Source organism: Erythrobacter mangrovi, from assembly GCF_013260645.1.
Classification (GTDB): Bacteria; Pseudomonadota; Alphaproteobacteria; order Sphingomonadales; family Sphingomonadaceae; genus Qipengyuania; species Qipengyuania mangrovi.
On record NZ_CP053921.1, the window covers coordinates 2,690,131 to 2,714,862 of the forward strand.

Consider the following 24,732-nt stretch of genomic DNA (forward strand, 5'->3'; position numbering starts at 1 on the left):
AGGACGAAGGATGCCATGGTCTTCCGCTGCCAAGGCTTTTGATCAGCCCAACCCGGCACCCATTGCCTTTGACTTTCCGGCTTCGGGAGTGCTCGCAGACATAGCCGTCTGCTTCTCGCCTGCGCGCTCGTAGATTGCGCGGACAAGCTGGGCCTTATCGTCGGTGACAACCACAGCCTCTGCCCTGGCGCGTGACAGGGCAACATAGAGCATTTTCTGATCGACCAGATTGGTGGAGCGGCTGTCGGCGTGGATCAGGACGCGCTCGGCGGTCTGTCCCTGGGATGCGTGAGCGGTCTGAACATAGGCGTGGCGCAAATGGGCATCGCGAGGATCGGAGAGATCGAGCTTTTGCTCGCGCCCGTTGGCGAGCTTTACCGTTGCCCGGCCACGGTCGGAATCGATGCGGGTAACGGCACCGCCAAGGCCATTGACCCGTCCGGCTTCGCCGTCGTTGCGGGTGAATTGCACGCGGTCGCCGGTGCGCAGCTCCATCGGCTTCGGCTCGAACACCTCGGCTCTGCCAGCGCCCCACTGTCGGGGATGCCAGTCAAGCGAACGGCCATCGCGGCCTTCGAGGGCAATCCGCCCGCGCTCGGGATCGATACAGACAATCGCAAAGCTTTCGCCCCGGCGCACACCTTTGGTGGCGTAATCGCGGCTGAACCGGACGACATCGCCGATGGCATAACTTACTGCCTCGCGCGCTTCGGCACGGGTCAGGCCCTTCGCCTCCAGAGCATCGAACCGCATGGCTCCTGCCGTCAGCTCGCCGCGCTCGGTCAGTTTCGCACGGATTATGCTGGTGAGCCTGTCGCGGCCTTCGCGGGATGGCTCGATTACCAGCGTTCGTGCGCGCTCTGCTGGCGACAGGGCCAGATAGTGCCGGGCCATCGCCTCAAGGCGCACCTCCGGCGTTGCACCTTCGAGCACCTTGCCGCCGCCGCGTTCCAGTGCGGCCAGGGCCTTGCCAGCATGGCCCTCGATAGAGGCCATTACGGCTTCGCGGGTTTCGGCATTGGTCTGCCGGACCACCTCGGCAAGTTTCGCGGTCGCCATGCCTGCCTGCTGCAACTGGGCGAAGGCTGCGCCCGCGCCGACTGATCCGAGCTGCTTGACGTCGCCGACTAGGACGAGCCTTGCTCCGGACTTGTCAGCACGGGTCAAGAGCTTCGCCATGTCGTGAGCAGAGAGCATCGAGGCTTCGTCGACGATCCAGACGGCGTCCTTGCCCGCTGTCTTGGCCTCGGATGCGAGTAAATGCCGCGCCACGGTATCGCCGCGTAGGCCGAGCGCTTCGCCTAGCAGGGTCGCTGCCGATGCGGTCGGTGCAAGCGCGGTCACCGCTAGCCCGTGCCGCTTTGCCTCGCGCGCATAAGTAGCGAGCACGGTCGTGGTCTTCGCGGTCCCGGCATAGCCCTGAACGGCGGCGACACGATCCCGCGTAGTAAGCAGATCTGCGGTCGCCCGCTTCTGGTCATCGGTCCAGGCATAGCCGGATCGTGCCGACTGCCGTGCAGCGCGCTCGCTGGCCCGAGCCGCCGCTACCGGACTGACGAGCGATTGCGCCATGCCGCGTCCGGCCTCTTCAAGGCGCAGCATGGTTCGCTCGGTGTCGATGGCCTGCGGGGTGGTGAACCCGGCAAACTCCGCGCCGCACCGGTCAAGGAAAGTGCGCGGGACAAGCTTGCCGCGCTCTCCGGCCTCGGCAATCGCAGCACTGATGGAGCCGTGCCCGGCTTTGCCAAAGGCAAATTCCCCTGCCTCGCGTGCCAGCGTGCTTGCCGCGAAAACTGCCTCTCGCTCGGATAGCTTGGCAGCGGCCCATGTCACCGCCTGCCGTGCCAGTAATTCCGGGCTGGCAGTCGCTTTGCTGCTCTTGGCCTGCTCTCTCGCTTGACCGATCAGCCTGTCTCGCACTGCCATGTCGAACCCGTTGGCATCGGCAGTCGCCCGCCATTCGGCGCGCAAACTGCCATGATCCGCACTGGTCTTGGCCTCGCGCGTGTCGAGAGCGGCAATCTGCTTTTCGGCGGCACTGGCTTGCTCGCGACTGGTGCCGCGCTCGGCAAGCCGGGCATCTATTGCTGCTGTGCGCTGGCTCAGCGCATCGACCACCTTCTCCGGAACGCCTGCGATCTCAAACAGCGAGTCCTTGCCCGCCTCGACCCGGTAACCCAGCGCGGCAACGCCATGCGCCAGCTCCTGCCGGTAGATCGCGCCAATTTCCTTCTGCAACTGATAGAAGGCGCGCGGCTCAAGGCTGCGCCAGCTGCCATCCTTGTCCTGCGTCGCGTTGATGATCACGCTGTGGGTGTGCAACTGCGGGTCCTGCGCCCGGCTCGTAGCATGACGGAAAGTGGCGATGGCGAGGTTGCCGGTCACCTCGCGCCGGACCTCGCCGCGCTGTCTGATCCGCGTTGCCGCCATGTGCTTCTCGACATGGGCGAGCGCCACTTTCACCGCTGCGCCGTGCGCCTTGATCAGCCTTTTGTCTCCGGCAACCTCGGCCATGATCGAGACCGACTTGGGCGCGGACAGTGTGATGTCCCAGCCTGGCCGGTGCTCGACCTTGCCATCACGCGTGGTGCCAAGTTGTTGCTTGGCAACGCGGCCTTCGAGCAATTCAGCAAACTGCTCGCGATCGACTTCGCCCGACAGGCCCAGCTTCTCCAATGCCTCGCCAAACCATTCGGACGGAGCCATGCCGCCTTCGGCATAATAGTCGTCGGCTTCGTAATAGTTCGCAGCCTGCCCGGCACTCGACAGGGCCGAGACTGAAGCGACCACTACACCGGTCCCGGCTTCGCGTCGGGCTCGGCACCTTTCGCGATCTCGCTAACTCGGTTCCACAGCGTCCCTGCCGGATCGCCTGGCACGTAACCGGGCTGACGCGGCTCGCCACGCCGGGTGATATGATCGGCGGTGAGACCGATGCGTGCAACGGGAAGGCCATCGGGGAGCAGCAGATAGCCCTGATGCGGAGAGAGCCGCAGTTCGCTTTCGAGCACGGCGGGGCGGAATTGCCGTTGGGTAGCAATGGTGGTGCGCGGCACTTCGCTGCCAATCGACAGTGTGTCGGTGGCAACCCGCAATTCCACCTCGCACTGGCCGATGGTCTCGCTCGCCCATTTGCGGGTTTCCTGATCGACGGTTTGCAGGAACAGCTTGGTGTTGCAGCAGGCCAGCATGGCCTCGGCGATGTTGTCACCATAGCGATTGCGCATCTGCCCGAGCGCCTGAAAGGTAAGCACAATGGCCGCACCAAACTTTCGTCCTTCCGGCAGCAGGCGAGCGAGGTTCTCGACACGCGGCAGGTCGGCCAGTTCGTCGAGCACGAACCAGATGCGGCGGTCTGGCGACGGGGACAGACCCAGCACCGCACTCGCCGCGCATTCGAGCCAGCATGCCATCAGCGGCTTGGACGCTTCGAAATAGTCTTCCTTGCGGGGGACAAAGATCCAGGGCCTGGCACACTCGCACTCATCCAGCTTGGCGATGAAATCGCGGAAGGCGAAGCGATCTTCTTCCTCATCTTCGACCTTCAGGAACTGGATCAGGTTTGCAGCCTTGGCGAGCATGAAGAGCACGCTGCCGGTGGCGCGGTCAGCGTCATTGGCAAAGGTGCGGGCCGACGACGTGTGCCCCAGCCACTCCTTCAATTGCACCTTGTCCTTGACCTGCAAGGCTTCGAGCAAAGCTTCGAGGCTGCAGTTCTTTTCTGCCCAGAGCGAGCGGATCATGTTGGCGACAAGAATGCGGCTTGTTTCCAGCCAGACATCGTCATCCTGGCTGCTGGTTTCCGAAACGAGCTGGCGCGCTATCCGGTCGGCATCGGCGGGGTGCGATATCTCGTCGAAGGGCGTCCAGAAGGCGCAGCGCGCATCGAAGGGATTGAGGATGATATCCCCGCGCGCGGGGTTGTAATAGTGCGCGATGAATTCGCCCGACGTGTCATAGACCAAAGCTGCCTCGCCGCGCCTCTCGATCCCATCGAGCATCTGGCGAAGGGCAGTGGTCTTGCCGCTGCCAGTTGTGCCGAGAAAGGCAAAGTGACGGGTCTCGATCCGACGCGGAACCGGGACCGGGCCGATGCGCAGGGCGTCCCCGCCACAGAGCAATGTCGTTTGCGCAGCGACATCCTCTTCATCCGCCACGCGCGTGCCGCCGATCACCCGGTCGGCGAGCGTATCTTTGCCTTGTTCGGACATGGTGCGCTGGAGCACCCAGACCGTGAACAGGCCAATCACAAAGCCCGTGATTGCACCGCCAGCGATCACTCTGACGACCTGCCAGAAGGTATCAGTGAAGAGCGGTTCAGAAGCAAACCAGGCGGCGGAAACGGTCCAGCGCTGGCCTTCCATCGCAATGTTCATCTTGATGTCGCTGCCCCCAAGGGAACCGAGCAGGGTCAGTAAGTTGGCCCACGCATATTGCACCGCTGTCGTTATCGCAGGCCCATGCAGCAGGAACTGCGGGGCGATGAGTGCTCCGGCCCCTGCTGCACCGACAGTGATCGTCGAAAAGAAGCGAAACCGCTGCTGCCATTGCGCCATGCGCACACGCCACAAGGCATGGGCGCGCGTGACAAAATCGATGTTCGAATTCATGGCTCGATCTCCAGGGCAAGCGAGCGCTGGCGCTCGAACGCGGCGCGCGCTTCGGCTGCAATTGTCTCGTCGGTTTTCTTCGTTCCCAGCGCCGCATGGCGGGCGTAAGCGTAGGCCGCACAGGCCGTGAACAGTGTGCGGTCGAGCACCCTTTCGGCCTCTGCCATGCGCTCCGATATTGCCCCTATCTCGCGCGTCAATTCTGCAAGATCGGTCTCCTTGTCCTTGCCGTGGAGCATGGCGAGAAAGCCCGCTTCCACGACCCGCGCCAGCATGGCGTAGTCGGAAAGACCGCGACGTTTGGCGAAGTCTGCAAGCACCCGATATTGCGACGGACTGAGGCGCACCGTCTGAGCACGCGCGCTCATCGCTTCGCTCCGGTGGCGATGCTATCCGCCATCGCGAAGAATGGCGGAATTGCGAGGATTCCGGGTAAGGGGCCTGAACGCGATGCTATCCGCATCTTCTCAATCCCGCATAAATCCTTGATGCACACGTGCGTGGGGTGTGTATGAAAATTACGGGTCCGATACGCAGTATCGTGGCCCCTTCTTTCTCCCGTCTTTCTCCGGTCAATTGGCATGGACGTCTTGCTCCATGCGTGCAGTTGGAGGCGTCGCAGACAGGATCAGATTACGGGCGACATAGTCGTCATAGTATCGATCCCGCGACTGGCGGGAAGGCAACTGGCGATCCACCATATCGGGGCGCGTGAACCAGCGAAGCAGTACGAGGTCGATCGCTGATCGAACCTCATCTGCAAGCTGGTTGGTTTCTTCTGGCGTGAGGTCCAGCCACCCGAATTCGGTGCGAAGCTGGCTGCCAAGCGGATACCCGGTTCCGTCCCTGCTGCGGTAGATCGGGCCCTCGACAGTCAGGCAACACTCTTGCCCCTCAAACCGCTCACGGACCGGGCGTTCGTACCATAGCCAGGGCTGCAATGTGTGGCGACGGGCGCGCCCATCGGCGTTGTCTTCAACAAGCAATCCTACGAGCTGGGCCGCACGCGCTTCTTCGTCGCTCGGAAGGCGAGCGATCAGCCAGCCATGCTTCTGCAGGGCCGCGTTGATCACGGAAAGGATAGACATGGGGGATCGGCTTTCTGCGGGCCATTGCCCGCTTTGGACGGGTCAATAGCTGCGCAGGGGGAGGGCCTCGATCCACTGCTCAATGTCAGTGGACCGCCAGCGGATACGTCCGCCGCCAATGTCGATGGGATGAGGGAAGGCACCCCGGCGGATGCGTCGCCAGATCGTTGTCCGGCTGCGAATGCCGGTGAGGCGCATGACCTCATGGCAGGTGAGTAGTTCGATATTCGACATGACAGACTCCTTTGCTTCAGGGTTCTGTCACCGTTGCCGCTTGTCCCCTCGCGACGATGGGTTGCTTTCAGTTTGCCGTTACGGATCGTGCAATCAGAGTTCCAACTCAGCGCCACCCTTGGCTTAGGTGACGCTGGCCAAGCTATGCGAATCGCAATACTGTAGGAAAGAACAAAAAGAGAACTAATGTCGTTCCGCAATGTCGGATGGACGATGTTGGATCGCTATGGACAGTCCGGGACTGAAAGAATTTTTCCTGCTGGTGTCCGCTCCTAGGCAATGCAGGTCCGAATCTACGGTTCTGGTGCGTCGGGAGACCGGTTTTCGCGCGAATCGCAGCTTGAGCCGAAATGACAAGCAAACGTGCTTTCGCTTTGCACGTTGATACGAACATGCAAAGAAAATCGAAAAATCTTTACACGTCTGGCAATCGTGATAAGTCTTGCCGCATATTCTTTGCATGAGACGATCTGTGGCCCTCAAACCGACTTACGCCATTCCGGACCTGCCGCCCCCCGGCCTTACTGAAACGCCCAGCGTGCTGAAAGCACTTGCGCGCGCGCATCGCTACCTTGCCGAACTTAAAGGCCGCGCTGCAACCATCCCCAATCAGGGCATTCTGATCGACACGCTGTCGCTTCAAGAAGCGAAAGCGAGTTCCGAAATTGAGAACATCGTCACGACGCAAGATGAGCTCTTCCAGCTCAATGCATTCCCCGAAAGTGTGGGATCACCTGCGGCAAAGGAAGTGGCCCGATATCGGGACGCACTGCGGTACGGATATGACGAGCAACGGCGTCTCGACGGATTGCTCACGAACAACATGCTCATCGCTATCTTCCGCATTCTGAAGAAGACCGATGGAACCTTCCGCGAAACACCGGGCACCGCCCTCAAAAACGAGGGAACGGGCGCGCTCGTCTACATTCCGCCTCAGGATGCGAAAGAAGTTCGCGATGAAATGGGGGCGCTGGAAAAGTTCATCAACGAAGATGGTGATGGGGTCGATCTCGACCCTTTGACTCGGATGGCAATCATCCATCACCAGTTCGAAAGCATCCACCCTTTCCCGGACGGGAATGGGCGCATCGGGCGCATCATCAACGTGCTCTATCTCACACGCTGCGGGTTGCTCGATATCCCAATCCTCTACCTCAGCCGATACATCACCCAGAGCAAGGGAGAGTACTATCGCCTGCTCCAGGTCGTACGTGAAACCGGTGAATGGGAAGAGTGGCTTCTTTACATGCTCAAGGGCGTGGAGGAGACTGCCATTGAAACCTTACGGTTGGTCGAAGCGATCCGTGGTCTGATGGTCGAGACGAAGCGAAGGATGCGAACCGAGCACCCGAAAATCTACTCACAGGACCTCCTCAACAACCTCTTCCGCCACCCGTACACGCGCATCGAATTCGTTCAGGAGGAGATTGGGGTTTCTCGTCCAACAGCGACCAAATATCTCGATGAACTCGCCGAAAGCGGAATGCTGTTCAAGCACCGCGAAGGTCGCAACAATTACTACATCAATCAGCCGCTGGTTGCCTTGTTCGTGGATCGGGAGCCGGAGGCAGAGTGAGCGAAATGAACAATATGGTTTTATCCCGCAAATTCGCGATTTCCGGAATTGCGGGATAAATCGCTGCAATCCGTATCCCGCGAGGAGGCAAGCAAATGCCATTCTATGTGCCCACGGAGGGAGCGGACGCTTGGCGAAAGTTCCTCGCGGAACCAGACAAACAATGGCGGGACGGATACTCCGCCAAGTCCTTAGCTGAGTGCTGGGAAGACGCGCGCGGAATACCCACCGAGGTCGGTGTCTTGCTCGAAACGATTGCGCCCGAACCTAGGCTGCTCTTTGCCTTTCCAGAGCACAAAGTCGCCCTCCCGGGATCATCACGAGGCGAAAGTCAAAATGACATTTTTGCCTTCGTCAGAGCTGACCCTTCTACCGTGGCCGTCATGATCGAAGGGAAAGTCGATGAATCCTTTGATCGCCAGCTTACCGACTGGCTCAGGAATGCCTCGCCAGGAAAAATTGAGAGGCTTTCCTACCTCGCAAGCTCGCTTGGTCTCGATGCAGCCAGCATCCCCGGCACTATCCATTACCAGCTCCTCCACCGCACAGTTTCGGCATTGATCGAAGCGGACAGATACAAGGCTGACGCAGCGGCCATGATCGTCCATTCGTTCTCGCCGACGCGAAAATGGTTTGACGCATTCGCTGCATTCTGCGGGCTGCTGGGGATCGAGGCAGAACCGGGTCGTCTCTATCTGGCGAAAACACAAACAAGTAGGCCGCTATATCTCGGCTGGGCGTCTGGGAAGCCAGCTAGGCCAATCTGATCGTCGCTGGGTCTAGTTGCCGGTGTTTCGCGAGTGACGGCATCTCGGAAAATTCGAGCATCCGAGAAAGTTTCCGAAACGCCCGCTCTTCTCGACGAGCTGGCCATCGCAGCCTTCCATCGGGCACGGGATTGTTGACTCAGGTGTGTCGAAGAGCGGCGTTTGGGAAGCAGGCTTTGGTTTCGCTCGACGAGCCCTGTAGCGCTGCTTCTTGAATTCCCACGGATGAACGTTGTCGTCATTCGCCCAGATACCGCGCCGGTTTCGCTGAGCATCTTCGAGCGCATCGAAGTAGCTTTCATCGGGGCCATAGCGATCAAGCACCCATGCCCATCCATTGAGGATCATTTCCAACTCGATGTTGCGGTGAGACGGTGCAGTCAGCCCCCGAAAGAATTGCCCGAGCCGGGAAGCCGCACCGCTAGCCTCACTGCTCTGATCCATCTGCAAGTAGGGCACGGCCACAATCCGCTTGTGGCGATCGACAATGCCGCCAGTGTCCATTTTCATTAGAATGGCCAAATCGACATCCCTTCCGCCAATCAGCGATTGAAGGAAGTCACGCGCTTCGATGCCGCCAGGCTGCTCCATCTCCGGAGCATCGATGAACCCCAGCCTGATTGTCACTTCAAGGCTTGCTCCTCGTCGGGGGTTGTCGATACGGGTCAGGAAGCCATCGCCGTCAAAGACCTTGAGGACAGGCACCCGAATGGTTTCGGAACCGGGATCTTCAGGTGCGATAAGCAACGCCAATTCTCCAGCTCGATGCGGCGAGCAGCATTGTAGCAGAGTTGATTATCGTTTCACTTAGCATCCCATTTTCGGAGCTAGTTGCCACCGCCCCAAATGCATCGCATTGGAGCTGGTCGGCCATGCAAATTTGCTGGAGATCTGACGCGTTCTGCGTTAAAAGGCACCTATTGAAATCATTGAGTTTTTTCGGGGATGGGACCCAAATCCTCTGGTAAAAATGCATTCTGGGGGCACCGACGGGGGCCTCACTTAAGCAACCAAGGTCAAGATTCTCGCAGTTTTGCGACATTCTGAGAGCGGTTCGAGTCCTCTTCTGGCACCATTTTTTCATTAAGCGTGGCCTGCAAGTGATTGCGTAAGCTCCAGACTTCTGACCCATAAGTGCGCGGACACTTGTGGGCGCTCGCCTTGGCCTTTTGGCAAGCTAACGCTCAAAGGTTGCCCTCTTCCCGGTTCCCAGCGCTCTGCGATTTGATAATTTGGACGTGCACATGACCCAGATTCTCGGCATCGAAACAAGGATCATATCCTGTCTGGCTTTTCTACTATGTCTCTAGCCCGCGCCCTCAAGACGATCACCCTCAGTCCAATCTGGTTCATCCAGCTAGGCACTGGCGCAAAGAGTTTTCTCGACAACCCCCTGATCGGTTCGAGGAGGCTCAATCGCATGGGACTGCACCGCATGCGGGTGAAGATCGCGGATGGTCTGGCGCGTTGGCGGCGTAGCCGTCTTGCCCGCGATGTTCCGGCTTCATGGCGTGAAGAATTCGAGCGCAATGGCTTTGTCGTGATCGAGAATGTCATTCCGGAAGATGAGTTTTCCGGCTTGCGCGACGCCTTGCTGGGAACTGCGTGGGAGGCGCGCGAGATGCGCCAGGGTGACGCGATCACGCGGCGCATCGCCGTCGATCCAGCGATGCTCAATGCAGTCCCCGCATTGGCGAGATTCTTCGAGCGCAAGGACATCAAGGCCCTGTTCCACTACGTCGCCACGTATCGGACGACGCCGCTCCATTATGTCCAGACGATCGTCAGCAACTGCCCGGGCTACGAGGCTGATCCGCAGGAGACCCTGCACGCCGACAGCTTTCATGCATCGATGAAGGCCTGGCTTTTCCTGCGTCCGGTTGCCTTGGACCAAGGTCCCTTCACCTATGTTCGCGGATCGCATCGCTTCACTCCGGAGCGGATCCAATGGGAATATCTCCGCAGTCTGGCCGATCCCAAGGCTATCGATCGGCTTTCGGCGCGTGGTTCGCCGCGAATTGGCGAGGCGGATCTGGAGCAAATGAGTTTTGGCCCGGCCGAGGCCCTGCCAATGCCGGCGAATACTCTGATAGTGGCCGATACCGCTGGATTTCATGCACGCGGCCCCGCGCAGCAATGGGGAGAGCGGGTGGAAATATGGTCTTACGCCCGCCGCAACCCGTTTCTTCCCTGGTTGGGGGGAGATCTGCTCAGTCTCCCCGGCATAGCCGAACGGCGTATCGGCTGGCTCTGGGCGTTTCGTGACAGGTTCGAAAAGTACATCGGCCAGCCTTGGCAAAAATGCGAAGCCCGGCCTCCGGTCGACTCCTAAGCCTCTTCGACTGGTGCCATTCGGTTCGCCGATCCGGCCGTAATCAATCGGGCAAAAGCTGGCGGCCTTCGAACCGCGCGATCGCATGGGTCACGACCTTGTCGAGAGCCTCGTCAGAGAAGAACCCTCCGGGAATCAGACAAATATCGATGAGCACTCGGTAGAATGCGGCAAAGGTCGCTGCATCGGGTGGAGTTGCCTGTGTCCAGAATTGGTCGAGCCCGCCCTGAAAGGTCAGATCGGGCAGATCATAAACGGCCTTGCCCAGCACGACTACCGGAACACCCCGGCCAAGCCCAAGGGTGCCGCTGGTGCTGTTGACAGTCACCATGCCGAGCGCACCTTCGGCAACCGTCTCGATATCGCCACATGCGAGATAATCCACCCGATCGGCGATGCCGAACCGCTCTGCAAGATCGCGAGTTTCGAGCTGCCATTCGCGCACTCCATTGTCGAGCGGATGCTCCTTCACCACCAGGCGTGTTCCGGGCGGCGCATGCTCCGCAAAGGACTGCAGCACCAGCTTGATCGCCTCGATCATCCCCGCGAAAGGCGAATGCAGACGAATCTGCGCGTCGGAATCGAGTTGCAAGGGGAATAGGAAGTAGCCGGCGTTTCCTTCTTGCAAGCGCGCGAGGAGCGCCGCGCCTTGCTGGCTTTGTTCCTTGCGCCGCATGAGCTTGCGGGCCCACCCGGCGCCTTCAACCAGCGGATGCCAAGGACGGTGCGTGTGCCAGCCGGGATAGCGCCATCGGGTCAGGACATCGGCAACATTGTACCACAGGCCTTGCATCGCCCGCTGGCGGAAAGATGACGGCACCTTCCGGTGCTGCGGCACTGGCGCCAGTTCAGCCGAGCGGTCGCGATACCATTGCGGGTCTCTCGACAACTGGCTGTGGCCGTTGACGCCGCCAATCTCCATCGTCACCCAGTCAGGCCGAATGTAGCCCTCCTCGAATACCCAGGTAGTCACGCCCTGTGCGCGGCACTCTTCGAGCGCCCCGACGTGATGATCGCGGCAATCACCGAACAAAATGACGTCGGTAATCTGATGCCGGCGTAGAAGGTGGGCGAAGGCTTCGGGCCACTCGGACAAAGTACCACGATAATCTATTCCGTTCGGCAATCGCCAGTAAGCTCGGTCGCCGCCGTTGAAATTGACCTTAAATACTTCGTGGCCGGCCTTGCGTAGACCCAGCCCGAGTTTGCGGAAGAACGGTCCCATCAGGCCCTGCAACAGCAGCACGCGGCGAGGTGTTCCTGAGTGTATCATTGGATTGATCGACGATGGGGTCGGTTGAGCGGTCATGTTCTTTTCTGGACCATTCAGGGAGCGGTACAATTTATGCTCGTCCCCTAGTCGCCCCGATTGCGGTTTGTCGATGCCGGACTGGAATTTTGTTTTTGCTTTCCGGTCCAATTCGAAGCTAGCCGACCGCCATGACCAGCGGCGCGCACGATCAGATCGAACAACTGCATCGCGAGGGATGTACGATGAAGAGGCTCAGGAGCAGCCGATGAGCGGGATTTGGTACGATCTTGCCATCGTGACCCCCCTCGTGGGAATGCTCGCCATCGTCGCTGATGCCTTCGCGGCGCCGCGGGGACCGCGTTCCTTGGGGCCGCGCAGTCATCACGGGACAATCGTGCTGCTTCTCGCCGCGATGCTTGCATTCGGGGTCGTGCTATTCTTGACCGGCGCGCCACTCGTGTCTGGGGCGGTGGTCGCGACTCTGCTTGCAGCTCTTTCGCTGATCTCGAACGTCAAGCGCCGGGTGTTGGGCGAGCCATTGGTGTTCAGCGATTTCGCATTGATCGGCGCGGTGTTCCAGCACCCGCAGTTCTACCTCACCGCACTGCGCCCGACACAAGTCGTGATGCTCGGCGGAGGCGTGGCGGGACTCTTGGCGGCACTGGCCCTGCTCTCGAGCAGCGATCTGGCGCCGCGGTTCGCAGGCCTCGCGCTGGGACTGGGCTCGTGGGGAGGGCTGGCAATGCTGCTTCGGCGCATTGGCTGGCCTGCACCGCAAAGCGTTCCCGATCCCGGGGCTGATGTCATGCAGCACGGTTTGGTGGCGTGCCTCCTTGGGCATTGGCACGCGTGGCGCGGTACTATCGATCCCGAACCCTGTGACGTGCCGACGATCCCGGGGCGGTCGGGCCAGTTGGTGGTGATCGTTCAGTGCGAATCCTTTACCGATCCGGCGGTGCTGTTCGACGACACCTCACTGGTTGCTTCGGGACTTGATACGGCGCGAAAGCTTTCTTGGCAGCACGGGCGGCTCTTGGTTTCGGGCTTTGGCGCCTATACTATGCGGACCGAGTTTGGCGTGCTGTTCGGACGCGGTGAGGAAGCACTTGGGACACGCCGCTTCGATCCCTTCCTGACTGCTCATCGCGAGACCAGCTGGGCGCTTCCCAACCGGCTCGATCGTTCGGCATGGGACACCTGCATGGTCCACCCACATGACATGCGTTTCTATGGGCGGCATCGCCTCATGCCGCGAGCCGGGTTTGATAGGCTTGTCGGCGAAGAGGCCTTTGCTCCACCGGGACCCGGCGAGGGGCGTTATGTTACCGATGCAGCGGTCGCCGATCGTATCATTGCGATCGCGAATGACAGTCCGCGCGCCGGCTTTGTCTATGCGGTAACGATCGAAAACCACGGCCCCTGGCCTCCCGACAAGACGGACGCCACGCGCAGCGCCGCCCCCTACCTCAAGCTTCTCGCGAACAGCGATGCAATGCTCACGCGACTGCTCGAGGCTCTGCCGCGCCTGGGTCGGCCCACGACTCTATGCTTCTTCGGCGATCACCGACCGAGCATCCCAGGCGCGAGCGAACCCGGCGCGGAACGGCACACGCCCTATGTAATGGTTCGCTTCGATAGCGATGGGACGCCGATCCAGGGCAGTGGTGCAGAGCGCGACCTTACCCCGGCAGAGCTCCATCACACCATCCTCGATGCCATCCGCTTAGGGGAGGCGGAGCGATAGCAGAATCTTGTCGCGCAGGGGGCGCGGCAACAGCCGGTCAAACCAGCGTAGCAGCAAGAACCGCCGGGGCACTGATAGCTCGGCACGGCCCGCCAATACTGCCGCGATCATTTTCTCGGCGACGCGGCCGGCCGAGATTTCCCCGGGCATCGAGGGTTTTGTACCACCGGCTCGCGTGTCTATGAAAAAGCCCGGCGAGACCAAGGTAACACTTACTCCGTGACCCTTGACCGACAGGCGCAGCGCATCCGCATAGCGGGCGAGGCCGGCCTTGCTACCCGCGTAGGTGGCCGCGAAGGGCAGGGAATGCGATGCTGCGGCGGTCCCTACCAAAGCGATTCGTCCTCTGCCGCGCGCCACCATGCGCTCAGCGATAGCTGCTGCGATTGCTGCCGGGGCCACGAAATTGACCTGGCACAGCCGGGTAACCTGAGCCGGGTCCTCAACCATGGCGCCTGGCGGGAGGGTGTCTCCTTGTCCCGCAACAAGGAACGCCATATCGAAGGGGACGGTCGCATCCTCCTGTTTCAGCGCGGCCAGTGCCGCGTCGAGATCGGTAAGGTCGAGCGAGCGGGCATCCGCATATGCGCCGCGCGCCCGGCAGCCGTCCGCTACCGCCTCAAGCCGCTCGGCGTCGCGGCCCCACAGCGACAGACTCGCTCCTGGTCGTGCGAGCCTGAAGGCAAGCTCGCGACCAAGCGCTCCTGAGGCGCCCGTGATTAAGATGCGGGGGTGTGTGGAGCATGCTTCTTTCGCCATTCTTACTACAAGACAGCGAGTTAGCCGGGCGTCAAGAATCGGCACTGATCGATTTCTCACTGAAATGAACGTGGTTAAGACTTATCAGCTTTTCTCTGGTTACTTTTTGGTAAGTCAAATCGTCGCAATTTCAGCGTAATACATCGTAAGTGTCTTGACATTGGGGGTCAGTGGAAGAAGGGCCGATGCATGTCTGTTGGATTGCCGTCATCGCGCCCTCGCGCCACCTTGTTCCGTAGCTCCCGACTCGAACGATTGACCGTCATCTCGATGCGAAGATTCGTCGTGCTGTGGGCGGTGCTATTGCCCGCAATTGCGATAGCGGCGCTGACCTACGCTCCAACCTCTTGGGCGCCGGCGCTGGTCGTCCTTGGCTGGCTGGTCTGGTCGCTGACGGAATACTTGTTGCACCGCTATGTCTTCCATTTCGAGCCGCGCTCGGCGTTGTTGCAGCGTGCGGTCTTCATCATCCATGGCAACCACCACGCTGACTCGAACGACCCGCTCCGCAATCTCATGCCCGAAATCGTCAGCGTTCCGGTCGGGGCATTGATATGGGTAGTCGCAGTTGCGACGGCCGGGCCGGCGGGGACCTGGTTCTTGCTGGGCTTTATGCTCGGTTACGTGGTGTACGACCTCGTGCACTACGCCTGCCACCAGTTCGCAATGAAGGGGCGGTTCGGCCGGGTGCTGAAGGCGCACCACATGCGCCACCATCACCTGCGGGTGAAGGGCAATTTCGCGATTACCGGCATGTTGTGGGACCGTATCTTCGGGACGCGCATCCCTTCATCCATCGGCACTTGAATTGCGATGACCCTGCATACTTTCGACAAGCGGAGACGTGGTGATGAAGACTTCGGTACGCGGATCGCGCTTGAGCGCTTCGGTGATGCCGCAGTTCCCTTCGACCAGCGTGACCCGCAAATCCGCGGCTTCAGCAGCGGTGAGATCGAAAATGATATGGCCGGCATGCATGAAATAAACGCCTACCCCCTAAGGCGCCTCAGGTCGTACGGCCCAATCTGACAGATTATCGAGAGACAATTAGAAATGGTATCTCCCAGCATTCGTATCGCGACAGGGCCCGTCGATCAGACGGCCAGCTCTCGCGAATCCCACATTGCGGTCGGCCGCAACGTCATCGCCATGGAAGCGGATGCGCTACTGGAGCTGAACGGTCTGATCGGTGACGAGTTTGCCCAAGCGGTCGAAATGATCCTTGGCTGCAAGCAGCGCGTCATCGTCTCCGGGATAGGGAAGTCTGGCCATATCGCCCGGAAGATAGCCGCGACCCTCGCCGCGACGGGCACGCCGGCGCTGTTCGTCCACGCCGGAGAGGCCGCGCACGGCGATGTCGGTATGGTAAGCCCCGGCGATGTGCTGATCGTGTTTTCCAACAGCGGGGCCACCGTCGAAGTGCAGCCGCTGTGCATCTATGCCAAGACCATCGGCTGCCCGCTGATTGGTGTGTCGCGCAATCCCAATTCGCTGCTGATGCGCACCGCAGACCTCGGCCTGTGCCTGCCCAAGATCGAGGAAGTCTGCACCTCAAGTCTTGCCCCCACGACCTCGTCGACCATGATGCTCGCCCTGGGCGATGCGCTTGCCGTCGCGACGATGCGCGCGCGCGGCATTTCCGGCCCGGATATCCGCCTCTTGCACTCGGGCGGCGCGATCGGCTTACAGTTGCGCGGCGTCGAAGATGTCATGCACTCCGGCGAACGCCTCCCGTTGGTTGGGCTGGAAACGCCCATGCCAGACGTGCTGGTTACCATGACCGAAAAGCGCCTCGGCATGGCCGGAGTGGTCGATGCAGCAGGTGAACTGGTTGGGGTCATCACCGACGGCGACTTGCGACGCCACGCGCGCAACCTCGTGTTCAACACCGCCGCTGACGTAATGTCGCATGCGCCGCGCACCATTAACAGCGGGGCGACGGTACAGGAAGCGCTCGAACTGATGAACACCCATCGAATTACCGTGCTGTTCGTCGTGGACGAGCGACAGCCGCGCATCCCCTTGGGCGTAGTTCAGATTTACGACATCGCGACCCCGCCTTCGACCGCAATCGCGCCCTGAGCGGCGATGAACTCCACCCTGATTATCATTCCGGCGCGGCTGGCCTCAACGCGATTCCCGGCCAAGCCGCTTGCCCCGCTGATCGGCGCAGACGGTATAGCTCGTCCGGCGCTGCATTATACATGGCAGGCTGGGCTCGCCGCGGCGCGGAAGATCGGCAGCAATGCCCGCTGCGTCGTCGCCACCGACGACGAGCGCATCGCTGAGCTCTGTCAGGCTCAAGACATGGCGGTGGTGATGACCCCAGAGACGTGCGCCAACGGCACCGAACGCTGCGCGGCGGCCCTGGAGGTGCTTGGCGAGCAGCCTGATCTCGTCGTCAATCTGCAGGGCGACGCACCGCTGACACCCGCGGCGTTTGTCGCGGCGTTGGCGACGCTGATTGAAGCTGATCCGTCGCTCGCGATGGCAACCGTCGCGGTGCCCGCCAGCCCGGCCGTTCTCGCCCACCTCCAGTCCGATGCCGCCGCGGGCCGGGTCGGGGGTACCACCGTGGTGCGCAGCAGCACGGGTCGCGCCCTTTACTTCTCCAAGTCGATCATTCCCCACGTCCCGCCCGGCACTGTGCCGCGCGAGAATGTGTTGCTCCATCTTGGGCTTTACGCCTACCGCCCGGCGGCGCTGCAGGACTATGCATCGCACGGGCCGGTGCCGCTCGAGCTCCAGGAGGGCCTAGAACAATTGCGGTTTCTCGATGCGGGCTTGCCCGTTGGGGTGGCAGTGTGCGAAGCGCCCGCTTGGGAAATGATTGAACTCAACAACCCTACCGACGTCCCTCTGATCGAGGCCGAACTGGCCCGGCGTGCAGGGCTGGAGCCTGCCTGATGTTGCCCTCTTTCCACCGCGCGCCTGGATCGCCGCCATTCCTGATAGCAGGCCCCTGCGTGATTGAGAGCGAGGCCATGTGCCTGTCGATTGCTGAGCGGCTGCGCAAGATCGGCGCAGAGCTCGATCTGCCGGTGATTTTCAAGGCCAGTTTCGATAAGGCTAACCGCACATCGGTTAGCGGTTTTCGGGGGCACGGGATCGAGGAGGGTCTGCGGGTTCTCGAGAAGGTTCGCCACGAAACCGGCCTGCCTGTGCTTACTGACGTGCACCTGCCCGATCAGGTCGCGGCGGTGGCCGAGGTAGTGGACATGCTTCAGACCCCGGCATTTCTCGCCCGCCAGACCGATCTGATCATGGCTGCCGCTGCCAGTGGTCGGCCGGTCAACATCAAGAAGGCCCAGTTCATGGCCCCGCCTGACATGGCGGCTGTGCTGGGCAAGGCGCAGGCGGCGGCGGAGAATGCGGGAGTTGCCGATCCGCAGATCATGCTGTGCGAACGCGGGTCGACCTTCGGCTATAACAATCTGGTCGTCGACATGCGTGGGCTGGTGATTATGCGCGAGATGGGCGCGCCGGTGGTTTTCGACGCTACCCACAGCGTCCAGCTTCCGGGCGGCGGCGGCGATCGCTCGCTCGGCCAGCGCCAGTTTGTGGAACCGCTCGCACGAGCAGCAATGGCGGTCGGGGTCGATGGGCTGTTCATGGAGACCCACCCGGATCCGGATAGCGCCTTGTCGGATGGGCCAAACATGGTCCCGCTTGCCGAGCTTCCTGCGCTGTTGCGCAAGATTGTCGCTATCGCCGCATTGAACTGAGATGGAGCCAGTTCCGCTCCTTGCCATTCCGCCCTTTCCCGGGGCTCGCGCGCCGCGCTTCGCCTCGCCGGGGCGCACCGTCACCGGCGATCCGACCGCCCTGCTTACTGCTTTGGCCAAGCACAGGGTAGGAGGCTGTTATTGGGGGCCGCTACTGCCTCATCCTGCAAGCGTGTCAGTTCTCGATGGAACGGCGAAGCCCTTGCCGGAAGCCTTTGCGTGGCCTGCCACGTGCGATCCATGGACCCTGCTCGATAGCGCCGCTTGTGCCCGCCTGTCCGAAGGCGATCCACGCGCCTTGCTTGCGCTCGCCGCGGAGGTGCCGGTCACGCTGGTATCCGACAACGGCCGCGAGCGCGAGGCAGGAGAGGCCGACGCAGAACGGCTTCTCGAAGCGCACCTTGCCGGGTGGCAGTGGCACAACCCCTTTGACGGCGGCGCGCTCTCGGCTCTGGAGGCGATTGCCCTGTGCGGCATGTGGCGTGCGCTGATTGATGCCAACCGCCGGATCCATTCGGTCATGGGCATCGCCCATTGGAAGAAACCGACCGTGTCCGCGTTGCTGTGGGCAGGTAGCCCGGTGCCGTACAACCGGTCGCTTACCGACCTGCCAGAGGGCGGAGCGGTGGCATTATGGCGAACCCGGATTTCCGCCGCACAGGCGCGCAAGCTGGAAATGGTGTCACCGCCGGTCTTCGAGATTGAAGACGGTTTCATTCGATCCGCCGGTCTCGGCGCGGATTGCGTCCCGCCGCTTTCGATTATCGTCGACGAAGAGGGGCCGCATTTTGTTCCCGGCGCGCCGAGCGGGATCGAACGCCTCCTGCAAGATGGGAAGTTCTCGACGGAACTCCTCGCCCGCGCAGGTGCGTTGCGCGCCGCGGTTGTTGCCGGGGGGCTCTCCAAATACGAGAAGGGTAGCGGCGAACCGCTCGTGCGCTTCGGCGGTGATCGCCGCCATGTGCTTGTCCCGGGCCAGGTCGAGGACGATCGCGCCGTCACCAGCGGTGGTGCGTTGTCCTCCAACCTCGAACTGCTGCGCCGCGCCCGGGCAGAGGCCGGCCCTGACGCCTATCTCATCTACAAGCCGCATCCCGACGTGCTGGCGGGTCACCGCCGCGGACTGATTCCCGAGCGCGAAATGGCCGCTCTCGCCGACCGGGTCGAGACCAACACACCGATGGCGGCGCTCATCGACATGGTCGACGAACTGCACGTGAACAGCTCGCTCGCTGGGTTCGAGGCACTGATGCGCGGTAAGAGGGTGACCGTCCACGGGGTGCCGTTCTACGCCGGGTGGGGTCTGACCATCGATCGCGGACCCGTGCCCGCTCGCCGGACGACCCGCCGCACGCTCGACGAAATGGTGGCGGCTGCCCTGCTGCTATATCCACGCTACCTCGATCCGTTATCCGGCCTGCCGTGCCCTGCGGAAGTGCTGGTTCAGCGCCTGAACATCGGCCCTTTGAAGTTGCGAAAAAGTGAGCGCACCATTGTGTCGTTTCGGCGTGTTATAGGGAAAATCAATAACTTGCTGAAGGCGGGAAGGCGATGACCGTAACGTTGGCTCCGTCTGATCGGAATCGTTTGAGGCTGAGCTCCCCGACATGCAGGCAATGCGTTGGGGCATCCGAACTACCAGTACAAATGGTCATGCTGCACATTTGCTCTGGCGCCGCACTTACCACATCGGCATAGGGCCCGCCATGAACCTAATTCGCAAACTCGTCGAAAAATCGCGACGCAATCCGTGGTTCCTCTTAGGGGTCGTGCTTCCGGTCCTGTTGAGTTCGATCTACTATTTTGGCATTGCTTCTGGCCAATATGTCTCGGAGTCTCGCTTCGTTGTAAAGTCTCCTAACCAGCGTAGCTCACAGGTAACCTCGATTGCCAACCTGATCCAAACGACCGGTCTTTCCGGTGGTCAGGAACAATCGAACCAAGTTATTGAATATGTCCGTTCTCGGTCAGCTCTAGAAGTTCTTGTGAAAGAACTCTCGGTGCGCGAACTCTATGGCCATGGGAAGATAGATTTTCTTTCTCGTTTCCCTCGATTCTGGGAGACCAGTAGTTTTGAAAACCTTTTTGACTTTTACCGGGGTAAGGTTGAGATTCGGCGGGACACAGACACTGGTATGGTGGTGCTACGGACTGTCGCTTTTGACCCCAGGGAAGCTGCGGAAATAAATGAGCTCCTGCTCCGGCAGAGTGAGAATTTGGTCAATGAGCTTAATAAAAACGCACGCACCAAGGCGATTGAGGAGGCGACGAGCCGGGTGGTCGAGGCCGAAAAGCGTGTTACCGAAGCACGACAAGCGATCGCTGCCTATCGCAATCGTGCATCGGTGGTCGACCCGCTCCAAGAGGCGGCAAGCGTGGCGGAAATTGCGAACCGGCTTATAACCGAACGCGCCGCGCTTGAGGCACAACTCTCGACGCTTCGTAGCGTTACGCCCGATCACCCCGCGATACCCGCCCTGCGCGAACAGATCGCTTCGCTCACTCGGGAAATCTCTCGCCAGACCGAACGTGTGGTCGGAGAAGGCAATACCATCAGCGGCAAGTTGCCTCCATATGATGCGCTGGTGTTCGAGCAAGAGCTGGCCTCGCAATTGCTCGTCCTCGCCCAATCATCGCTTGAAGGTGCACGGACCGACGCACTTAAGCAACAATTCTATCTCGAGCGGGTGGTAAGCCCGAACGTTCCAGATGAACCAGAATATCCCAAAGCGCTGAGGACCGTGCTGACCGTTCTTGGGTTTACCCTTTGCTTGTATTTCATAATCTGGATGTTTGTGGTGGGCATCCTCGAACACGCCCCGGAGGATTAGGCCGTGGCGTCATTGGCGAAGGGGTGGGATATTCAGATCCGCGTTCTCAAAGCCCTGATGATACGTGAGCTCACCACTCGCTTTGGACGGGAGAACATCGGATTTCTCTGGGTAATGGCAGAACCACTACTGTTCGCAGTATTGGTTGGACTGTTGTGGAGGGCCACGAAGGGGCCGATAGAGTTTGGCATAGACATCATGGCATTCGTGGTTAGCGGCTATGTACCTCTGGTGCTGTTTCGGCACTCAATTTCGCGAGCTGTCCACAGCTTTACCGCGAACGGCAGTCTCATGTATCACCGGCAAATCAAAGTTCTTGACCTTTTGCTCGTTCGCTTCCTCGTAGAGTTGGTCGGCCATATGATGGCTTACCTTTTTATAGTATTAGTGCTTGGGGCATTGGGTTTCTTCCCTTGGCCATACGATCTCGGGCTATTTATACTCGGCTGGGCGTATTATGCATTGTTCACATTTTCTGTTTGCCTGGTGGTAGCACCACTAAGTGAATTTAACGAAATATTGGAAAAATTGGTACCCGTAACTACGTATTTGATGATTCCTTTTTCTGGCGCCTTTTATGTTGTTAGCGCACTTACGCCTGAGGCGGCTTCCGTGGTCCTGTGGTCTCCACCAGTTCATGGCATGGAAATGATGCGGCATGGTCTGTTTGGTCCGTCAATTGGTCCAACGTATGACTTTGTATACCCTTTGGCATTCTCGTTGCCCTGTATGACAATTGGGTTGTTGTTGTGTCGTTATGTCCGGCGTCATTTGGTGATCGAATGATTAAGTGTGTCAACATTCATAAAAGCTATAAGTCCGGCCATAGTCGTCGAGCTATACTAAGGGGAATAGATTTTTCAGTCGATCGTGGTGAAAAAATCGGGCTAATCGGAAGAAATGGGGCGGGAAAGTCCACTCTAATTAAGCAAATCGGAGGCGTTGAGTATCCCGATAGTGGGAAAATCATAAGAAATATGACCGTGAGCTGGCCGATTGGATTTAGTGGAGGCTTTCAGGGTAGCTTGACGGGATACGACAATGCTCGATTTATCGCCAGGGTCTACGGCACCTACTACAGTGATATTCGGGGCTTTGTGGAAGAATTTACGGAGCTGGGCTCCGCCTTGACAAGGCCTGTAAAGACATACTCCTCAGGGATGCGGGCGCGTCTTGCTTTTGCCCTGTCCTTAGCAATCGACTTTGATTGCTATCTAATCGATGAGGTCATGCTCGTCGGAGATCAGATTTTCCGAAATAAATGCCATGACGAATTGTTCGTAAAGAGAGCGCACTGTGCTATGATTATTGTAAGTCACGACATGAATACAATTCGTAAATATTGCAATAGGGCACTATTCTTGGAAGGTGGTGTTGCTCGAGAATATGATACAGTAGACTTGGCAATACAGGCTTATGAAGGCATGTCGAGAATGGCGGGATAATCCCAGGCCGGATATAGCGTTTAAGCCCTGATAGTTCTTTGGGAAGTTGATCTAGTGAGGGGCGGAAGTCGAAACAAGATTAGGCGTGGCAAGTGGCTAGTAGGTTTTCATGGCTGCGCTAGGTACGGTTCGAGCGGATATGAGTTCTGACCAAGTTGGGTTCGTTCTCCCGAGTCCTCGTAGGCGCCCTTTCCGAACTGCCTAGAATGGCCCAAAGAGGAGAGCCTTGCGGTTCCAAGGCGGAATGCCGTCGAGATCGGAAGTCGCAGCCGGATCGTAGGTGGTAGCGTCGAGAAAGTCGGCCTTTTGCAATTGTTCAGCTGCGATCCTTGAAGCGCGATTCGGCGTTCCAGGTCTCGACGATACTTGGTGCTGTCGGGCAGGGTGGTGGTCATCTTTTAATCGCCCAAGGCCAGATTGTTGAAGGTACTGACCAAGGCTTTTTCTTAGAGGTTGCTAATCAGTGGGAGCAATGGCTGCCCGCTGGGGTAGGTCAGCGGGAAGCAGACGAGTGCCTAAGTGGGGGTTGTCTCGCCCTAGGCAAACCAGCAGCTAAGTCGCGGTGCTGGATTATCGGGTAATCTGGAATGGATAGTCCTAACTGCATGATACCTTGCTAGCACGGCAAGGCCGCAGTCCCCTCGCGTCGTTGCACACCCCAGGTGAATCAAGTAATCGAAATAATATGCCCGTCTCATTGCCTACTCAGCGAGGGAAAGCTGAGGAATGCCCGCCTTGCCATATCCGCCGAGGGCACTTCGATCGACTTGTCCTTTTTTTGCTCGCTTTGAGGATACATTTCGACGCGCTTCGACTTGCCCCTGGTCCCTATCTTACTGCCTGTAAGTGGTGGCTGCTGCGCAAGCGAGTTCGCGCGCGCGGTCAATTTGCGCCTCTGCTTACGAGGTCATCAAGGGCATACAAGCGGTGGGTGCTGCAGCAAGCGCAAATCGCTGTTCCTAGCCCGCCTGGCGCACCAGTGATCATCGCGCTGGTGGCCTGCCCGACCGGAGCCTCAGGATTGGAAGAGACGCTCGCTTCGCTCGCCGCGGAAGGGGTCCACGTGCTGATCGTCGGCGACGATCCCGCCGCTGATCTCGCCCGCCTGGCCGACTTGCCCTACTGGGGCTGCGAAGCATGGCTGCTTCCGTTGTTCGCCGGGGACCGGTTGGCCATAGGAGCGGCGCGAGCCTATCGTGCCGCGATGGGTGAGCCGGGCGTCACCGCAATCTTCGCCGATGATGACCTCAGCGACCTTCTTGGTCGCCGAACCGCCCCCCATTTCAAACCCGACTGGAATGCCGAACTTTTCCGCCATCATGACTATCTTACCGGGGCCTGCATCTTGCGTGTAGGGTATGATGGGTTGGCAACGGCAGCGGAAGCGGGAGCTGGCTGGGCAGGTGCGCTCGTTGATCGAGCGGTGGCTGAAGGGGGCGGTGCAGTGCACCTACGTCAGGTCCTTCATCATCGTCGCCAGAGACCACAGCCGTGCTTACCGCTCCCCGCCGTTTCGATCGCGCCTGCGCTCCCCCGCATTACTGCGATCATCCCGACCCGCAACCGGATGGATTTGCTTGCGACCTGTATCAATGGTCTTGCGGCTGCGGACTATCCGGAAATTGAGGCGATTGTGGTCGACAATGACAGCGATGACCCCTCAACGGTCGCGTTCCTCGCCGCGCTTCCTGGGCACAGCCGACCGGGACTCACAATACGCGTGATGCGCCATCCAGGCACTTTCAACTACTCCGCAATCAACAATCGCGCCGTCGCTGAGGCGACCGGTGAGCTCCTCTGTCTGCTTAACAATGACGTCGAGATGCTTGCGCCCGATTGGTTGGCCATCATGGCCACTCAAGCTCTGCGAGACGAGGTCGGCGCAGTTGGCGCCCAACTGCTTTACCCAGACGGGCGGTTGCAGCACGCGGGCGTAGTGATTGGCGTGGGCAACGCGGCTGGGCACGCACACCGCTTTCTCAAGCCTGATGAGGAGGAGGGTTATTTTCGGCGCCATGCACTACCTCAATTCGTTTCTGCGGTGACTGCGGCCTGTCTCGTGGTGAAGCGCGAACGGTTTCTAGCTGTGGGCGGGCTAGACGAGAACTCCTTTGCAGTTGCCTTCAACGATGTCGACCTGTGCCTCAGGCTCAACGGGCGCGGCTGGCAGTCCTTCTATGAGCCGCGTGCGGTGCTGGTGCACCACGAGTCAGTATCGCGCGGGCCCGACCGGGACCCAGTTGGCGCGACGCGCTTCGCGAGTGAGCTTGCAGCGCTTCAGCACCGCTGGCGCACGGACGAAGTGTTCGATCCCTATCATCACCCGCACCTCAGCCGGGCGAGCGAGCAGTTCGCGTTGGCGATTTAGC

At 60.0% G+C, this 24,732-nt stretch carries 22 protein-coding genes; 13 read left to right on the forward strand and 9 right to left on the reverse strand.

All coding sequences use genetic code 11. The features are described from left to right. Positions 1–42: 42 nt before the first annotated feature. The 5 genes from mobF to HQR01_RS13435 form a co-directional block, all read right to left on the reverse strand. Entirely contained in the window at positions 43–2,790 is a 2,748-nt protein-coding gene (mobF, locus tag HQR01_RS13415) for a MobF family relaxase (RefSeq protein WP_173215400.1), read from the reverse strand. After that, positions 2,790–4,610 carry a type IV secretion system DNA-binding domain-containing protein gene (locus tag HQR01_RS13420; protein ID WP_173215402.1) on the reverse strand — a complete coding sequence of 607 codons (1,821 nt, stop codon included), beginning with the start codon at positions 4,608–4,610 and terminating at the stop codon, positions 2,790–2,792. Before HQR01_RS13420 ends, mobF begins: the two co-directional genes overlap by 1 nt. Then, entirely contained in the window at positions 4,607–4,978 is a 372-nt protein-coding gene (locus HQR01_RS13425) for a hypothetical protein (RefSeq protein ID WP_173215405.1), read from the reverse strand. Before HQR01_RS13425 ends, HQR01_RS13420 begins: the two co-directional genes overlap by 4 nt. A gap of 204 nt (positions 4,979–5,182) precedes the next feature. Then, positions 5,183–5,698: a hypothetical protein gene (locus HQR01_RS13430; RefSeq protein ID WP_173215407.1), complete on the reverse strand. Its 516-nt coding sequence runs from the start codon at positions 5,696–5,698 to the stop codon at positions 5,183–5,185. A gap of 42 nt (positions 5,699–5,740) precedes the next feature. Beyond that, on the reverse strand, positions 5,741–5,932 hold the full coding sequence (locus tag HQR01_RS13435; protein WP_173215409.1) for a helix-turn-helix transcriptional regulator: 192 nt from the start codon (positions 5,930–5,932) through the stop codon (positions 5,741–5,743). Between the two features lie 472 nt (positions 5,933–6,404). Here HQR01_RS13435 and HQR01_RS13440 point away from each other — a divergent pair, with 472 nt between their 5' ends. Then, positions 6,405–7,508: a Fic family protein gene (locus HQR01_RS13440; protein ID WP_234030174.1), complete on the forward strand. Its 1,104-nt coding sequence runs from the start codon at positions 6,405–6,407 to the stop codon at positions 7,506–7,508. 95 nt (positions 7,509–7,603) lie between these two features. Continuing rightward, positions 7,604–8,275 (forward strand): DUF6946 family protein, encoded by a 672-nt coding sequence (locus tag HQR01_RS13445; protein ID WP_173215413.1) that lies wholly within the window; start codon positions 7,604–7,606, stop codon positions 8,273–8,275. A 12-nt stretch (positions 8,276–8,287) separates the two neighbouring features. Here the strand turns inward: HQR01_RS13445 and HQR01_RS13450 are convergent, their stop codons facing one another. Further along, positions 8,288–9,028, reverse strand: a complete 741-nt coding sequence (locus tag HQR01_RS13450) for a thermonuclease family protein (protein WP_173215415.1) — start codon at positions 9,026–9,028, stop codon at positions 8,288–8,290. A 682-nt stretch (positions 9,029–9,710) separates the two neighbouring features. Between HQR01_RS13450 and HQR01_RS13455 the strand changes: the two genes are divergently transcribed. Further along, positions 9,711–10,607, forward strand: a complete 897-nt coding sequence (locus tag HQR01_RS13455) for a phytanoyl-CoA dioxygenase family protein (protein WP_325064548.1) — start codon at positions 9,711–9,713, stop codon at positions 10,605–10,607. Positions 10,608–10,650: 43 nt separating this feature from the next. Here the strand turns inward: HQR01_RS13455 and HQR01_RS13460 are convergent, their stop codons facing one another. Continuing rightward, entirely contained in the window at positions 10,651–12,027 is a 1,377-nt protein-coding gene (locus HQR01_RS13460) for a capsule biosynthesis protein (protein ID WP_234030175.1), read from the reverse strand. A gap of 97 nt (positions 12,028–12,124) precedes the next feature. Between HQR01_RS13460 and HQR01_RS13465 the strand changes: the two genes are divergently transcribed. Next, a complete protein-coding gene (locus HQR01_RS13465) occupies positions 12,125–13,603 on the forward strand; it encodes an LTA synthase family protein (protein ID WP_173215419.1) in 1,479 nt (492 codons plus the stop codon). Here the strand turns inward: HQR01_RS13465 and HQR01_RS13470 are convergent. Next, a complete protein-coding gene (locus tag HQR01_RS13470; protein ID WP_173215421.1) occupies positions 13,583–14,362 on the reverse strand; it encodes an SDR family NAD(P)-dependent oxidoreductase in 780 nt (259 codons plus the stop codon). The genes HQR01_RS13465 and HQR01_RS13470 overlap by 21 nt on opposite strands. Before the next feature lie 270 nt (positions 14,363–14,632). Between HQR01_RS13470 and HQR01_RS13475 the strand changes: the two genes are divergently transcribed. Next, positions 14,633–15,169, forward strand: coding sequence for a sterol desaturase family protein (locus HQR01_RS13475; protein WP_234030176.1), 537 nt, complete (start codon positions 14,633–14,635; stop codon positions 15,167–15,169). Here the strand turns inward: HQR01_RS13475 and HQR01_RS13480 are convergent. Further along, the gene (locus HQR01_RS13480; protein WP_173215425.1) at positions 15,152–15,340 is read right to left on the reverse strand and encodes a hypothetical protein; all 189 of its coding nucleotides are present in this window, start codon (positions 15,338–15,340) and stop codon (positions 15,152–15,154) included. The genes HQR01_RS13475 and HQR01_RS13480 overlap by 18 nt on opposite strands. A gap of 75 nt (positions 15,341–15,415) precedes the next feature. Here HQR01_RS13480 and HQR01_RS13485 point away from each other — a divergent pair, with 75 nt between their 5' ends. From HQR01_RS13485 to HQR01_RS13520, 8 genes are all read left to right on the forward strand, one after another. After that, positions 15,416–16,444: a KpsF/GutQ family sugar-phosphate isomerase gene (locus HQR01_RS13485; protein ID WP_173215427.1), complete on the forward strand. Its 1,029-nt coding sequence runs from the start codon at positions 15,416–15,418 to the stop codon at positions 16,442–16,444. 6 nt (positions 16,445–16,450) lie between these two features. Continuing rightward, positions 16,451–17,269, forward strand: coding sequence for a 3-deoxy-manno-octulosonate cytidylyltransferase (locus HQR01_RS13490; RefSeq protein ID WP_173215428.1), 819 nt, complete (start codon positions 16,451–16,453; stop codon positions 17,267–17,269). Further along, a complete protein-coding gene (gene kdsA, locus HQR01_RS13495) occupies positions 17,269–18,087 on the forward strand; it encodes a 3-deoxy-8-phosphooctulonate synthase (RefSeq protein ID WP_173215429.1) in 819 nt (272 codons plus the stop codon). The genes HQR01_RS13490 and kdsA overlap by 1 nt, the downstream gene beginning before the upstream one ends. A 1-nt stretch (position 18,088) precedes the next feature. Further along, positions 18,089–19,642, forward strand: coding sequence for a capsular polysaccharide export protein, LipB/KpsS family (locus HQR01_RS13500; RefSeq protein WP_173215430.1), 1,554 nt, complete (start codon positions 18,089–18,091; stop codon positions 19,640–19,642). A 151-nt stretch (positions 19,643–19,793) separates the two neighbouring features. Then, complete coding sequence (locus HQR01_RS13505; RefSeq protein WP_173215431.1) at positions 19,794–20,918, forward strand: capsule biosynthesis protein; 1,125 nt, start codon at positions 19,794–19,796, stop codon at positions 20,916–20,918. 3 nt (positions 20,919–20,921) lie between these two features. After that, on the forward strand, positions 20,922–21,704 hold the full coding sequence (locus HQR01_RS13510; protein WP_234030177.1) for an ABC transporter permease: 783 nt from the start codon (positions 20,922–20,924) through the stop codon (positions 21,702–21,704). Then, positions 21,701–22,363 (forward strand): ABC transporter ATP-binding protein, encoded by a 663-nt coding sequence (locus HQR01_RS13515; RefSeq protein WP_173215432.1) that lies wholly within the window; start codon positions 21,701–21,703, stop codon positions 22,361–22,363. Before HQR01_RS13510 ends, HQR01_RS13515 begins: the two co-directional genes overlap by 4 nt. A gap of 979 nt (positions 22,364–23,342) precedes the next feature. After that, the gene (locus HQR01_RS13520) at positions 23,343–24,731 is read left to right on the forward strand and encodes a glycosyltransferase family 2 protein (protein ID WP_325064517.1); all 1,389 of its coding nucleotides are present in this window, start codon (positions 23,343–23,345) and stop codon (positions 24,729–24,731) included. Position 24,732 lies beyond the last annotated feature (1 nt).